Source organism: Streptomyces sp. NPDC030143 (genome assembly GCF_055573695.1).
Genome location: NZ_JBVIAY010000028.1, coordinates 13,861 through 28,469, shown reverse-complemented (window position 1 = coordinate 28,469; position 14,609 = coordinate 13,861). Strand labels below are relative to the sequence as shown.

Here is a 14,609-nt window from a genome sequence, read left to right as displayed (position 1 = left end):
GGTCGTCTTCCTCGTCTGGTCGGTCCGGCCCTGTGGGGCCGGTGGCGGCTGGTACCGGGTTCTTTTCTTGTCCCGAGGCCCCTTCGCCCTGTCGTCCCCGTTCGGGGACAACAGAAGGGCCGCGGATCCCGGATGGGGTTCCGCGGCCCTGAAGGCGCCGGCCTGATCATCGATCAGGCTGGATCACTCCAGGGTTCTGGCCCACGGAAGGCCCACATCTGGTGGTGCTGCGTCGTCTGCTTCCGGAATCCGGCACCGGCTGCCGCAAAGGCATAGGCCTGCGCCTGCGCCGCTACTGCTTCCAGTGCCTTGGTCGGTCGCTCATTGCGCTCGCGGACGGGAAGGCCCGCGGAGGCAACGGAGGAGGACGCCAGTCGGTCGGCACGAATGCCGGACAGACCGGTGCCCAGGTTCGAGGCGCCGAGCATGCACGTGGAGACGATCGAGCGATCGGTCAGTTTGGCGGTGCGGGTGGTGGAGCTGGTGTTGATGATGATCACTGGAATCGCCTCCTCTCGGCGTCTCGAGGACCGGGGGTGAGCCCAGTCCGACGGATATGCAAGTACAGCACGGAATCAGGGCCTCCGAGAAGGCCGCTGCTCTCGTGCCTAAGAACCTATGGGGATTGCTGGGGCATGCGCAAACTATTTTTTCGACGAGTTCGCGTCAGTCGCCTTTCTGGTCTCCCTCCGGTTCCCGGCCTGCGCAGATGGCCAGGACATCGGTTCCGTAGCGGTTGAGCTTGCGCGTGCCGACGCCGGGGATGCGCGCGAGTTCGCCCGCCTCTTCGGGGACGGTCTCGGCGATCGCCATCAGCGTCTTGTCGGTGAAGACGCAGAACGCGGGCTGTCCGTTGCGTCGGGCCTGGAGGGCGCGCCAGGACCGCAGCCGTTCGTAGAGGCCTTCGTCCATGTCGGAGGGGCAGTCCTCGCAGCGCATCAGCTTCATCTCGCCGGCGTCGGTGAGGGTGCGGCCGCAGACCCGGCAGCGGGCGGGGACGCGTTGTGTGCGGCGGGGTGCGGCGGGGGTGCCGGTGACCGTGGCGCCGAAGCCGCGCTCGACGCCTCCGGAGGCACCGGTGCCGCCGCGTCCGGCGCTGGTGCCGGAGCCGGGGCGCAGCCCGTCGAGGAAGCGGCTGGGGCGGCGGTTGGGGCGGCCGCCGGGTGAGCGGCTGAGGGCCCAGGAGACGTGGAGGCGTTCGCGCGCTCGGGTGACGCCGACGTAGAGGAGGCGGCGTTCCTCCTCGATCTGCTCGTCGGTCCTGGCGTAGGTGATCGGCATCATGCCCTCGGCGACGCCGACGAGGAAGACGACGTCCCATTCGAGGCCTTTAGCCGAGTGCAGGGAGGCGAGGGTGACGCCCTGGACGGTGGGGGCGTGCTGGGCGCTCGCCCGTTCGTCGAGTTCGGCGACCAGGTCGGCGAGGGTGGTGCCGGGTCTGGCGGCGGAGAAGTCCTGGGCGAGGTTGGCCAGGGCGGCCAGTGATTCCCAGCGTTCCCTGACGGCGCCGGAGCCGGCGGGGGGCTGGGGGGTCCAGCCTTCGCCGGAGAGGACGGCTCGTACCTGGGAGGGCAGGTCGACGGCGTCCTCGAGGAGGGTGTCGTTGCCTCCGAACCGGGCGGCGGCGCGCAGGTTGGTGATCGCCTTGCGGACCTCGGGCCGGTCGAAGAACCGCTCGGCGCCGCGCAGCTGGTAGGGCACTCCGGCGTCGGCGAGGGCCTGTTCATAGGTCTCGGACTGGGCGTTGGTGCGGAACAGGACGGCGATCTCGGCGGCCGGGACCCCGGCGGCGAGGAGTTCGCGGATGCGGCGGGCGGCGCCCTCGGCTTCGGCGGGCTCGTCGGTGTACTCGGTGTAGGCGGGCTCGGGTCCGGGGGGGCGTTGGGAGATCAGTTCCAGGCGGTGGTCGGCGGCGCGGCCGCGGGCCTGGGCGAGCAGCCCGTTGGCGAGGTGGACGACCTGGGGGGTGGAGCGGTAGTCGCGGACCAGTTTGACGACGGTGGCTCCGGGGTGGCGGGTGCGGAAGTCGAGGAGGTGGTCGGGGGTGGCTCCGGTGAAGGAGTAGATGGTCTGGCTGGCGTCGCCGACCACGCACAGGTCGTCGCGGTCGCCGAGCCACAGTTCGAGCAGTCGCTGCTGGAGGGGGCTGACGTCCTGGTATTCGTCGACGACGAAGTGCTGGTACTGGGCGCGGACCTGTGCGGCGATGTCGTGGCGGTCCTGCAGGACGGCGACGGTCAGCAGCAGGACGTCCTCGAAGTCGATGACGGCGCGCCGGCGCTTGAGGTCTTCGTAGGCGGCGTAGAGCTGGGCGATCTCCGCGGGGTCGCGGGGGGTTTCGCGGCCGGCCTTGGCCGCGGCGAGGGCGTAGTCGGCGGGGACGGTCTGGGTGACCTTGGACCACTCGATCTCCGCGGTGGTGTCACGCAGCTCACCCCGGTCGAGGCGGATGCGGCAGGCGGCGGCCGCGTCGGCGACGAGCTGGATCTTGCGGTCGACGAGTCGGGGCAGGGAGCCACCGATGGCTTTCGGCCAGAAGTACTGGAGCTGACGCAGGGCGGCGGAGTGGAAGGTACGGGCCTGGACGCCCTGGGCGCCGAGCTGGCGCAGTCGGCCGCGCATCTCTCCGGCGGCGCGGTTGGTGAAGGTGACGGCGAGGACGCTGGAGGGCTGGAGGATGCCGGCGCGTACGCCGTAGGCGATGCGGTGGGTGATCGCCCGGGTCTTGCCGGTGCCGGCTCCGGCCAGCACGCACACGGGACCGTGCAGGGCGGTGGCGACCTCGCGCTGCTCGGGGTCGAGCCCTTCGAGCACCGCGTCGGCCGAGTCCGGTACCTGCGGGAAGAGGGTGGAGTGCGTTGCTGCTGTCACACGGCAATGCTGCCAGGTCGCCGGTGGCGGACGAGCCGGTTGTCCACAGGCGGGCAGCTGCGGTCGTACGAATGCGGGTCGGGCGTTGTGTGGCGGCGGGTGTGTGTTTCCGTCGTCCGGTGAGGTGGGCGTCTTCGGTGCGGCGGGGTCTCCCGCTGTGTGGCGGGTTCCCGTTCGGCGGGGCGAGGGTCTGCTGCCGTGTCACCGGCGTCCCACCGGCGGGGTGGGTGCCTCCGGTGGGGCGGGTGTCCCGTTCGGCGGGGCGGGCGTCTCCCGCGATGTGGCGGGTGTCCCGTTCGGCGGGCGAGGGTCTGCTGCCGTGCCACCGGCGTCCCACCGGCGCGGTGGGTGCCTCCGGTGGGGCGGGGGTGTCCCGTTCGGCGGGGCGGGCGTCTCCCGCGATGTGGCGGGTGTCCCGTTCGGCGGGGCGGGCGTCTCCCGCGATGTGGCGGGTGTCCCGTTCGGCGGGGCGGGCGTCTTCGGTGTTGCTGGGGTCTTCTCCGGCGGGGCAGGTGTGCGCCGGGGTGCGGTGGGTGTCACGTCGGTCGTATACCCCCGGCGGGAATGGCGGCCCGGTGGGATGTGTTCCTCTGCTGGACGACCTTCACCGAGCTGCCAGAGGAGCGCGAGCGACATGCAGGGCACTGTGACGATGTACAGCACCACGTGGTGCGGCTACTGCCGCCGGCTGAAGAGCCAGATGGACCGCGAGGGCATCGCGTACACCGAGATCAACATCGAGCAGGACCCGGAGTCGGCCGCGTTCGTGGAGAAGGCGAATGGCGGAAACCAGACGGTCCCGACGGTGCTCTTCGCGGACGGATCGACGCTGACGAACCCGTCGCTGGCGCAGGTGAAGCAGAAGATCGGCGTCTGACAGGGTCATCCGCTCGGGGGTGGCCGTCCCGGTGCGGGGCGGCCACCCCCGAGTCGTGTTCAGACGAAGGAGCGGGTCGGCAGCGGCTTGCCGTACCAGAGTTCGATCAGGCGGGCCGCGATCGAGATGCCGTAGGGGGGCAGGACCTCGCCGGATGTGAAGGCTGCGCCCAGTTCGTCGCGGGAGAACCAGCGAGCCTCGTGGATCTCGTCACCGTCGACGTCGATGGCGGTGGAGGTGGCCCGGGCGGTGAAGCCCAGCATGAGGCTGGAAGGGAAGGGCCAGGGCTGGCTGGCGATGTAGTCGACCTGGCCGACGGTGACGCCGACCTCTTCGAACACCTCGCGGCGCACGGCCTGCTCGATGGACTCGCCGGGCTCCACGAAGCCGGCGAGGGTCGAGAAGCGGCCTTCGGGCCAGTGGACCTGGCGGCCGAGGAGGATGCGGTCCTCCTCGTCGGTGACGGCCATGATCACCGCGGGGTCGGTGCGCGGGTAGTGCTCGGCGCCGCAGGCGGGGCAGCGGCGGATGTGTCCGGCGGCGGCGATGACCGTGCGTTCGCCGCAGCGGGAGCAGAAGCGATGCGTGCGCTGCCAATTCTCCAGGCCGACGGCGTGCACCATGAGGCCGACGTCCCGGGGCGAGAGCAGCAGTCCGGCCTCGCGCAGCCCGGCCGGGCGCGCGGACTGGTCGATGCGGCCGGGCAGCGCGTCCTTCTGGAGGGCGAAGTAGCTGACGCCGTCCGGGTCGGTGCCGAGGAAGTAGCGGTGTGCCTCGGTGAGGGGGGCTTCGAAGGAGGGGGTCATGACGAGCTCGGTGCTGCCGTCGGGCGTCTCGTCGATGAGGACCTGGCCGCCGGAGACGACGAAGCAACGCGTCGTGGGGTGGCTCCACGCGGCGGCGAGCCAGGCTTCGTCGAGCCGGTGGTGGGCGGCCCGGTCGATGCCGCTCGGCGCGGTGAGCGAGATGGGTCGGTCGGCGTTCTGATCGGTCCAGGTGGTCACGGGTGCTTCCAACTCCCCCGGTGGAACGGTTGATTCGGCGGGCGGTTCAGCGGGGCGTGCGGCAGGGGACGACCGGGTGCGGTGTGGGCGGCGCGGTGCGGGGCGGTCTCTCCAGTGTGCCCCGCGCGCGGTTTCGCTCCGGTGCGAGCGGGGTCGTCAGGGTGCACGGCGCCAGGTCTCGGCGAGGTCCCCCCAGAGGTGGGCGGTGGTCTCGGCACCCTTGAGGAGGAGGGCGAGCTCGACCTTCTCGTTCGGCGCGTGCCAGCCGTCGGAGGGGACGGAGATGCCCAGGAAGAGCACGGGGGCGCCGAGGACTTCCTGGAGGTCGGCGGCCGGTCCCGAGCCGCCCTCGCGGGTGAAGCGGACGGGCCCTTCGAAGGCGCGGCTCATGGCGCGCACGACGGACTGCAGGGCGGGGTGGTCCAGCGGGGTCAGGCACGGGCGGGTGGCCGGGCTGAAGGTGATCTCGGCGCGGATGCCCGTCGGGATCTGTTCCTCGGCCCAGGCGCGTACGGCCTTCTCGATGTGGTCGGGGTCCTGTCCCGCGACCAGGCGGAAGGAGAGCTTCACGAAGGCGGAGGACGGGATGATGGTCTTGCTGCCGGGGCCCTGGTAGCCGCCGCCGATGCCGTTGACCTCTGCGGTGGGGCGGGCCCAGATGCGTTCCAGGGTGGTGTGTCCGGCCTCGCCGTGGGTGGCGTGGGACTTGGCGGTGCGCAGCCAGCGCTGTTCGTCGAAGGGAAGTTCGGCGAAGAGTTGGCGTTCGTGTGCGGTGAGTTCGACGATGCCGTCGTAGAAGCCGGGGACGGCCACGCGCGCGTGCTCGTCGTGGAGGGCGGCGACGAGGCGGGCGGCGGCGGTGGCCGGGTTGGGCACGGCGCCGCCGAAGGAGCCGGAGTGGATGTCCTGGTCGGGGCCGGACAGCCGGATCTCGCATTCGGCGAGGCCGCGCATGCCGGTGCACACGGTGGGGGTGTCCTCGGACCACATGCCGGTGTCGGAGACGATCACGGCGTCGGCGGCGAGCCGCTCGGCGTGTTCTTCGACGAGGGCGCGGAAGTGCGGGGAGCTGGACTCCTCCTCGCCCTCGACGAGCAGTTTGAGGTTGACGGCCGGGGCGGTGCGGCCGGTGGCGGCGAGGTGGGCACGGACGCCGAGGGTGTGGAAGAACACCTGGCCCTTGTCGTCGGCCGCCCCGCGCGCGTAGAGGCGGTCGTCGCGGACGACGGGTTCGAAGGGGTCGCTGTCCCAGCCGTCCTCGCGGGCGGCGGGCTGGACGTCGTGGTGGCCGTAGACCAGGACGGTGGGTGCCTGGGGGTCGCCGGAGGGCCATTCGGCGTAGACGGCGGGGGCGCCGGGGGTCTGCCAGACCTCGGTGACCGGGAAGCCGGTGTCCTGGAGTTTGGCGGCGAGCCAGTGGGCGCTGCGTCGTACGTCGGGCGCGTGGTCGGGCTGGGCCGACACGGACGGGATGCGCAGCCAGTCGGCGAGGTCGTCGAGGAAGGCGGCGCGGTGGCGCTCGATGTAGGTGCGGACGGCGCTGACCACACTGTCAACGGGATGGCTCATGGTCACGAGCCTATCCGTCCGCGCCGACATGCCGACCGGGCGGTTGTGCGGGGTCCGCCCGCGTGACGGGTCACGGGGCGTCGTCGGCGAGGGTCTCCTCCTGCGTCAACAGGCGCTCCAGGGCGGCGCGGTCCGGCAGGCCGTCGGGTCGTACGACCTCGCCGGTGCGCACGTACAGGAAGGCCGCTGTGACGGATTCCACGGGGATGCCCTGCTGCTCGGCCCAGGCGAGCCGGTACAGGGCGAGCTGGAGCGGGTCGGCGGTGCGTTCCCGGTGGGTTTTCCAGTCGACGATCTCGTACGTCGCGGTGTCGCCGTCGCCGTCCTTGTAGACGGCGTCGATGCGGCCCCGTACGACGCGGCCGGCGAGCGTGAGCTGGAAGGGGGCTTCGACGCGGTGGGGGGTGCGGCGGGCGTAGGGGGTGCGTTCGAAGGCGTCCTTGAGGGCCTCGAGGTCGCGTTCGTCGGCGATCTCGGCGTCCTGGCCGGGCAGTTCATCCGGTTCCAGGAGGGGGAGCGTCAATTCCTCGAAGCGGGCTTCAACCCACGCGTGGAAGCGCGTGCCCCGGCGTGCGGCGGGCTGTGGGGGGCGTGGCATGGGGCGCGCGAGCTCTTGTGCGAAGCCGTCGGGGTCGGCGGCCAGGCGGAGCAGTTGTGAGGCGGTGAGTGTCGTCGGCAGGGGGACGTCGGTGATGCGCTGCCGGGTGCGCAGGAGTTCTCCGGTGAGGGCGTCGAGGTCGCGGTCCCAGGAGGCGATGGTGCGGGCTTCCTCCGGGGTGAGGGGGGTGTGCCGGGGTTCGGGGGCCGTGGCCTGGTGGGGGACGGTGGGGTGGGGGGCGGGTGGCTCGTCCCGGTCGGTGGGGGGGGCGTCGTGGGGCGTTCTCGGGGCGTCCTCGAAGGGGTCGGCCTGCGGGGAGGAAGGGGTGGCTTGGGGAAGCTCGTACGCGGGGCCGTCGTACGGCTCGTCGAGGGGCGGCTCGCCGAAGGACGGCTCGTCGTACGGCGGCTCGTCGAAGGACGGCTCGTCGTACGGCGGCTCGTTGGGGAACGGCTCGTCGGGGAACGGCTCGTCGGGGAACGGCTCGTCGTCGGCCGGCGCGGTGGGCCAGTCGGGGTCGTCGTGGCTCTCGGGTGGGGGCGGGGCGGCGGGGTGGTCGTCCGCCGGCGCGCCGGCGAGGGCGTCCAGGTGGGCGAGGACGGTCTCGGCGGCGGCGCGGCGGCGGGCGAGGGCGGCGTCGTCCAGGGGCAGCGGCCAGACCTGGTCGGCGGTCGCGGTGTGCAGGGCGGGGTTCTCCTCGTCCTCCTCCGGTTCGTCGGCCCAGAGCTCGATCTCGCCGTGGCCGGCCGCGCAGTGGTCGTGGAGGGCCTGGAGGAAGGCGGAGGGCCCGCGGGGCTTCTTCTGGGTGGGGCCCCACCAGTGGCCGGATCCGAGGAGCAGGGAGCGGGGGCGGGTGAAGGTGACGTAGCCGAGACGGAGTTCCTCGGTGTGCTGGTGGTCCTTCATGGCCTCGTGGAAGGCCTTCATGCCCCGGGAGTCCCAGGAGTGGAGGTCGGGGAGGGTGTCGGCGTCGCCGCGCAGCTCGTGCGGGAGCACTTTGGCCTGGGCGGTCCACTTCTCGCGGCCCTGGCCGCTGGGAAAGGTGCCGGTGACCAGGCCGGGGACGGCGACGACGTCCCACTCCAGGCCCTTCGACTTGTGCGCGGTGAGCACCTTGACGGTGTTCTCGCCGCCGGGCAGGGCGTTGTCGAGGCCCTTCTCGTACTGGGCGGCGGTGCGCAGGAAGCCGAGGAAGGCGAGCAGGCCGGCCTCGTTCTCGCCGGCCGCGAAGGAGGCGGCGGTGTCGAGGAAGTTCGACAGGGTCTCGCGGCGGCGTGCGGCCAGGGCGTGCGGGGACGCCGACAGTTCGACCTCGAGACCGGTGACGGCGAGGACGCGGTGCAGGACGTCCATCAGCGGGTCGGCCAGGGAGCGGCGCAGGTCGCGCAGTTCGGCGGCCAGGCGTGCGAAGCGTACGCGCGCGTCCGGCGAGAAGGGCAGCCGGTCGTCGTCCCCGGCGCCGTCCAAGGGGGTTTCGAGGAACGTGTCGAGGGCGTCCGCGAGCGATATCACCTCGGACGGGTCGACGCCCTCGACGGCCTCGGCGAGGCGCCGGTCAGGGTCGTCGCCGTCGTCTGCGCGCGCGTGGGACACGAGCAGCCTGGCCCGCCGTCCGAGGAGGGCGAGGTCGCGGGGGCCGATGCGCCAGCGGGGGCCGGTGAGCAGGCGGACCAGGGAGGCGTTGGCGCCGGGGTCCTGGAGGACTTCGCAGACGGCGACGAGGTCGGCGACCTCGGGCAGGTGCAGCAGGCCGGAGAGGCCGACCACCTCGACGGGGACGTCCCGGGAGACGAGCGCGCTCTGGATCTGCGCGAAGTCGGTGGCGGTGCGGCACAGGACGGCGATCTCGCCGGGTGCCTTGCCAGTGCGCACGAGGTGGGCGACGGAGTCGGCGATCCAGTCGATCTCCTCGGCCTGGGTGCGCAGCAGGGCGCAGCGGACGACGCCGTCGCGTTCGGCGCCGGGGGCCGGGCGCAGGGCCTGCACGCCCGAGTGCAGGGCGCGCAGGGGTGCGGCGAGGCCGTTGGCGAGGTCGAGGAGGCGGCCGCCGCTGCGGCGGTTCTCGCTGAGTGCCTGGCGGGTGGCGGGCCGGCCGTCGGCGTGGGCGAAGTGCTGGGGGAAGTCGTCGAGGTTGGCGACGGAGGCGCCGCGCCAGCCGTAGATGGCCTGGCAGGGGTCGCCGACGGCGGTCACGGGGTGGCCGGTGCCGCCGCCGAAGAGGCCGGCGAGGAGGATGCGCTGGGCCACGGACGTGTCCTGGTACTCGTCCAGGAGGACGACGCGGAACTCGTCGCGCAGGAGGGGGCCGACCTCGGGGACCTGGGCGAGCCGGGCGGCATGGGCGATCTGGTCGCCGAAGTCGAGGAGGTCGCGTTCGCGTTTGGCGGCCCGGTAGCGCTGGACCAGCTCGGCGAGTTCGCGGCGGGCGGCGGCGGCCTCGGGCACCTTGCGCAGGTCGGCGTTGGTGAGTTTCGCGCTCTCCAGGGTGTGCAGCAGGCCGGCGTCCCAGGCGCGCAGGTCGCCGGGGTCCACGAGGTGCTCGGCGAGCTCGGCGTCGAGCGCGAGGAGGTCGCTGACGAGGTCGGCGAAGGAGCGGGTGAGCGCCGGGTAGGGGCCGGGCGCCTCGCGCAGCACGCGCGCGGCGAGCTGGTAGCGGGTGGCGTCGGCGAGCAGGCGGGAGGTCGGCTCCAGGCCGATGCGCAGGCCGTGGTCGGTCAGCAGGCGGCCCGCGAAGGAGTGGTAGGTGGAGATCACCGGCTCGCCGGGCGGGTTGTCGGGGTCGATGACGTCGGGGTCGGTGACGCCGGCCTTGATCAGGGCCTTGCGGACGCGTTCGGCGAGTTCGCCCGCTGCCTTGTTGGTGAAGGTCAGGCCGAGGACCTGTTCGGGGGCGACCTGGCCGGTTCCGACCAGCCACACCACGCGGGCGGCCATCACCGTCGTCTTGCCCGAGCCGGCTCCGGCCACGATCACCTGCGGGGCGGGCGGCGCGGTGATGCAGGCCGCCTGCTCCGGGGTGAAGGGGATCCCGAGGAGCTCCTTGAGCTGCTCGGGATCGGTGATACGGGCGGGCATGTCGTCACAGGCTAGTGGCGGGCACTGACAGTCGATGACAAACCGCCCGCCCTTACGGGTAGAAGCGCAGGTCAGCGCGGGTGGTGCGGTCCGTCACACGCGCTGTCACTCGACCACGTGCCGTCCTTCCGGCCGCGCGCTGCACGACGCGCGGAACGCGCAGTGCGTGCAGTGCTGGCCGGCGGTGGGGGTGAACCGCTCGTCGAGGACCTTGCCGGCGGCGGTCGCGAGGAGTTCGCCGACCCATTCCCCTTCCAGCGGCTCCTGCGCCTGCACCTTGGGCAGGCTGTCCCCGCCGTCTCGCTTGGCGGCGCCCTGGCGCAGTTGCACGAGTTCGGCGCCGCCGGGCTCGGGGCGTGTGCCGTCGAAGGCCTCGTCGACGGCGCCCTCGCGGACGGCGAGCTGGTAGACGGCGAGCTGCGGGTGGTGCTCCACCTCGCGCGCGCTGGGCGCCTGTTTGCCGGTCTTGAAATCGACGACGTAGGCGCGGCCGTCTCCGTCCGCCTCGACGCGGTCCATCTGGCCGCGGATGCGCACCTCGTAGTCGCCCGCTTCGAGGGTGACGTCGAAGTCGTGCTCGCTCGCGACGGGGGTGCGGCCCGTGCGGTCCATCACATGCCACTTCAGGAAGCGTTCGAGCGCCACACGCGCGTGTTCCTTCTCCTGCGTCGACTTCCACGGCGCGTCGAAGGCGAGCGCGTTCCACACCGTGTCCAGGCGCTCCATGAGGACGGCGAGGTCGGCGGGGGTGTGCCCGGAGGCGACCTCGTCGGCGAGGACGTGCACGACGTTGCCGAAGCCCTGGGCCGCGGTGGCGGGGGCGTCGGCCTTGACCTCACGGCCGAGGAACCACTGCAGGGCGCAGGTGTTGGCGAGCTGGTCGAGGGCGCTGCCGGACAGCACGACGGGCTGGTCGCGGTCGCGCAGCGGCACCTTGCTCTCGGTGGGGTCGAACATGCCCCACCAGCGGTACGGGTGCGCCGACGGCACCAGCGGGCGGCCGTCGTCGTCGCTGAGCGCGGCCAGGCGGGCGAGGCGGCGGGCGGCTGCCTCCCGGAGGGTGGCGGAGGCCCGCGGGTCGACGGTGGTGGCCCGCAGTTCGGCGACGAGCGCGGGTACCGACAGGGGGCGGCGCGGGCGGCCGGTGACGTCCTTGGGTTCGACGCCGAGTTCGGTGAGGAACCGGGAGGGCTGGTCGCCGTCGTCGGCGGGCGCCTTCACGGCGGTGACGACGAGCCGGTCACGCGCGCGCGTGGCGGCGACGTAGAAGAGGCGGCGTTCCTCGGCGAGCAGGGCGCCCGGGGTGAGCGGCTCGGCGAGTCCGTCGCGGCCGATGCGGTCGGCCTCCAGCAGGGAGCCGCGTCGGCGCAGGTCGGGCCAGAGCCCTTCCTGCACGCCGGCCACGACGACCAGGCTCCATTCCAGGCCCTTGGCCCGGTGGGCGGTCATCAGGCGTACGGCGTCGGGGCGGAGCGCCCTGCGGGTGAGGGTGTCTGCGGCGATGTCCTCGGCCTCGATCTCGGCGAGGAAGTTGAGGGCGCCGCGGCCCCCGGTGCGTTCCTCCGCGCGCGCGGCGGTCGCGAACAGCGCGCAGACGGCGTCCAGGTCGCGGTCGGCGTTGCGGCCTGCGGCGCCGCCGCGCCGGGCGGCCCGCTCCAGGCGCGTGGGCCAGGGCGTGCCCTCCCACAGGTCCCACAGCGCCTCCTCGGCCGTGCCGCCGCCCGCGAGGCGCTCACGGGCCTTCCTGAGCAGCGCGCCGAGCCGCTGGGCACCGCGCGCGTACGTCGGGTCGTGTGTGACGAGGCGTTCCGGTTCGGCCAGCGCGCGCGTGAGCAGTTCGTCGGACGGGGGTGGCAGGGGGTTGCCCGCCGCCCTCTCCTCCTCGCGCAGGGCGCGCCCGAGGCGACGCAGGTCGGCGGCGTCCATGCCGGCGAGCGGCGAGGCCAGGAGGCTGAGGGCGGTCTCGGTGTCGAGCCAGCAGGGGTCGACCGCTTCGGAGGGGGACGGGTCGACCCCGTCGGTCGAGGGCACGTTCGGTCCGGCGGACGACGGGCCCACCGCTCCGGCGGAGGGCGCGTTCGCTCCGGCGGACGACGGGCTGACCGCTCCGGCGGAGGGCGCGACCGCTCCGGCGGACGACGGGCTGACCGCTCCGGCGGAGGGCGCGACCGCTCCGGCGGACGACGGGCCGCCCGCGTCGGCAGTGGGCGCCTCTCCGGCAGGCGACGGGGCGCCCGCTCCGGCGGACGACAGGTCGGCCGCTCCGGTCGGGAGCGCGTCCGGTCCGGGGGCCGGCTGCCGCGCCTCTGCGGGCGCCCGCCCCTCGGGAAGACCACCCGCCCGCGCCCCGGTCGGCTCTCCCGAATCCGCGCGCGCGTGATCGGCCGGAGGCGCTCCCGCCGCCGGCCCGGTCGGCGCCCCCGCGTCCGCGTCGGCCCGCTCCTGCGGATGCTGCGCTTCCGCAGACCTTCGCTCCTCCGGGCGTTCCCCCGCCTCCGCCGTGGCCACCGCGCGCAGGGCCGTCAGCAGGGGTGCCACCGCCGGTTCGTGGCGCAGGGGCAGGTCGTCGCCGTCGATGTCGAGGGGGACGCCGGCGGCCGTGAGGGCGCGGCGGACGGTCGGGATGGTGCGGGAGCCGGCGCGCACCAGGACGGCCATCTCGCCCCAGGGGACCCCGTCCTCCAGGTGCGCCCGGCGGAGGATGTCGGCGACGTTGTCGAGCTCGGTGCCGGGCGTCGGATACGTGTAGACCTCGACGCGGCCTCCGTCGCGCGCGGGGGCGAGTTCGCGGTGGGCGCGGACCTTCTCCGCCGGGAGGCGGGTCAGGGGCATGCGCTGGGTGAGCAGGCGGGTGGCGGCCAGCAGGCCGGCGCCGGAACGGCGGGAGGTGCGCAGCACTTCGACGGGGGCCGGGCGGCCGTCGGGGCGGGGGAAGGCGTGCGGGAACTCCAGGATGCCGTTCACGTCGGCGCCGCGGAAGGTGTAGATCGACTGGTCGGGGTCGCCGAAGGCGACCAGGGTGCGTCCGCCGCCGGCGAGGGCGTGCAGCAGGCGTACCTGGGCCGGGTCGGTGTCCTGGTATTCGTCGACGTAGACGGCGTCGTACTGTGCGGCGAGGCGTTCGGCGGCCTCGGGGCGGTGGGCGAGGAGAACCGCCCGGTGGACGAGCTCCGCGTAGTCGATCACGCCGTGCAGGTCGAGGACGTCGAGGTACTCGGCGAGGAAGGAGGCCGCCGCGCGCCAGTCGGGGCGGCCGATACGGCGGGCGAAGCTGTCCAGTGCCCCGGGGCTCAGGCCGAGCTCGCGGCTGCGGGCGAGCACCGCGCGGACCTCGTCGGCGAAGCCGCGCGTGGTGAGGCAGGCGCGCAGTTCGTCCGGCCAGCGCACGTGTGCGAGGCCGAGGCGTTGCAGGTCGAGCTGGCCGGTGAGCAGTTCGCGGACGGCCACGTCCTGTTCGGGGCCGGACAGCAGTCGCAGCGGTTCGACGAACAGCTCGCTGTCCTGGTGGGCGCGGACCAGGGCGTAGCAGTAGGAGTGGAAGGTGGTCGCCCGGGGCGCGCGGGCGGCGCCCACGCGCAGCGCCATCCGGTCGCGCAGTTCGACGGCGGCCTTGCGGCTGAACGTCAGCACCAGGATGCGCGCGGGGTCGCCGCCGCGGGCGACGCGGGCCGCCACGGACTCGACCAGGGTGGTGGTCTTGCCGGTGCCGGGGCCGGCGAGGACGAGCAGCGGACCGGAGGCGTGGTCAACCACCGAGCGCTGGGCGGCGTCAAGACGAGGGGGGTTCAATCGGGGCGGCGGGGTACGCACCAGTCGGTAAGCGCCACGGCTCCCCTGCCGCCCTTGCGGGGGCGACAGGCGCCTGGTGGAGGAAGAGGTGCTCACGTGGTTCGCCGGTCCTGGTGGGTGTGCTGGTGTGCGGAGCGCCGCTCGGGAGGAGCGGTGGTCGCGGGATGAGAGGGACGCGCGCAGGCGACGCTACGCCGACGGACAGTCCGGAAAGGCAGCTTCCGCTTCTTCCCTCACGGCCCGTGCGACCCGCGTGTCCCGCATGCCCCACGCCCCTCGAACGTACGCCATGTCACCGGCGTGCCCTTTTTCCCCCATATGGCCCACGGGCTCCCCTCGGACGGGCCGGATGGCGGAGGCTGTCAGGTGTGACCCTCCGCGTGTGCGCCGCCGTCCCACCGCGCCCGTCTCATGTCCAGGCGTGGCAGGTGGCCCTCGGCGGCCCGGCCCGCCTCCTTCAGGGGCGTCCCCTCGCCGCGGTAGTGGCCGAGGGCCCGCAGCTCGTGGCCCGGCAGCAGCACCCCGTCGGCGCGCACCACGCGCCACCAGGGAACGGCTCCCCCGTAGAGCGCCATCACCCGGCCCACCTGCCGGGGGCCTCCCTCCTCGAGCCACTCGGCGACGTCCCCGTACGTCATGACCCGCCCGGGCGGGATCAGCTCCGCGACCTCGAGGACCCGCTCGGCGTACTCCGGCAGCGCGTCCGGGTACTCCGCCCGGGCGTCGTCCGAAAGGCTCTGCTCGCTCACCCGTCCCATCCTGCCCCACCCCACCGACAATGCGACGGGCCCGCGACCCTGTGTGGTCCTCGCCCCGGTGCGATGCT

The 14,609-nt window shown here is 73.5% G+C and carries 8 protein-coding genes; 1 reads left to right on the top strand and 7 read right to left on the bottom strand.

Going from position 1 to position 14,609, the window contains the following annotated elements:
* Positions 1-173: 173 nt before the first annotated feature.
* Positions 174-500 carry a hypothetical protein gene (locus ACZ4YY_RS32535; RefSeq protein ID WP_468298462.1) on the bottom strand — a complete coding sequence of 109 codons (327 nt, stop codon included), beginning with the start codon at positions 498-500 and terminating at the stop codon, positions 174-176.
* Between the two features lie 166 nt (positions 501-666).
* Positions 667-2,871 carry an ATP-dependent DNA helicase UvrD2 gene (locus tag ACZ4YY_RS32530; RefSeq protein ID WP_468298460.1) on the bottom strand — a complete coding sequence of 735 codons (2,205 nt, stop codon included), beginning with the start codon at positions 2,869-2,871 and terminating at the stop codon, positions 667-669.
* A gap of 634 nt (positions 2,872-3,505) precedes the next feature.
* Here ACZ4YY_RS32530 and ACZ4YY_RS32525 point away from each other — a divergent pair.
* Entirely contained in the window at positions 3,506-3,748 is a 243-nt protein-coding gene (locus ACZ4YY_RS32525; RefSeq protein ID WP_389157766.1) for a mycoredoxin, read from the top strand.
* 59 nt (positions 3,749-3,807) lie between these two features.
* Here ACZ4YY_RS32525 and nudC read toward each other — a convergent pair whose 3' ends face one another.
* The 5 genes from nudC to ACZ4YY_RS32500 all read right to left on the bottom strand — a co-directional run bounded on the left by nudC (position 3,808) and on the right by ACZ4YY_RS32500 (position 14,532).
* Positions 3,808-4,752, bottom strand: coding sequence for an NAD(+) diphosphatase (gene nudC / locus ACZ4YY_RS32520; RefSeq protein ID WP_468298458.1), 945 nt, complete (start codon positions 4,750-4,752; stop codon positions 3,808-3,810).
* Positions 4,753-4,908: 156 nt separating this feature from the next.
* Positions 4,909-6,321: a dipeptidase gene (locus ACZ4YY_RS32515; protein ID WP_468298456.1), complete on the bottom strand. Its 1,413-nt coding sequence runs from the start codon at positions 6,319-6,321 to the stop codon at positions 4,909-4,911.
* A gap of 70 nt (positions 6,322-6,391) precedes the next feature.
* Positions 6,392-9,994 (bottom strand): ATP-dependent helicase, encoded by a 3,603-nt coding sequence (locus tag ACZ4YY_RS32510; RefSeq protein ID WP_468298454.1) that lies wholly within the window; start codon positions 9,992-9,994, stop codon positions 6,392-6,394.
* Between the two features lie 105 nt (positions 9,995-10,099).
* A complete protein-coding gene (locus ACZ4YY_RS32505; RefSeq protein ID WP_468298452.1) occupies positions 10,100-13,879 on the bottom strand; it encodes an ATP-dependent helicase in 3,780 nt (1,259 codons plus the stop codon).
* Between the two features lie 266 nt (positions 13,880-14,145).
* Positions 14,146-14,532, bottom strand: coding sequence for an MGMT family protein (locus ACZ4YY_RS32500; protein ID WP_468298450.1), 387 nt, complete (start codon positions 14,530-14,532; stop codon positions 14,146-14,148).
* Positions 14,533-14,609: the final 77 nt, after the last annotated feature.

Bases quoted from the DNA above. Each gene is read 5' to 3' on its own strand.
- ACZ4YY_RS32510 (WP_468298454.1), bottom strand. From the start codon at position 9,994: ATGCCCGCCCGTATCACCGATCCCGAGCAGCTCAAGGAGCTCCTCGGG.
- ACZ4YY_RS32515 (WP_468298456.1), bottom strand. From the start codon at position 6,321: ATGAGCCATCCCGTTGACAGTGTGGTCAGCGCCGTCCGCACCTACATC.
- ACZ4YY_RS32525 (WP_389157766.1), top strand. From the start codon at position 3,506: ATGCAGGGCACTGTGACGATGTACAGCACCACGTGGTGCGGCTACTGC.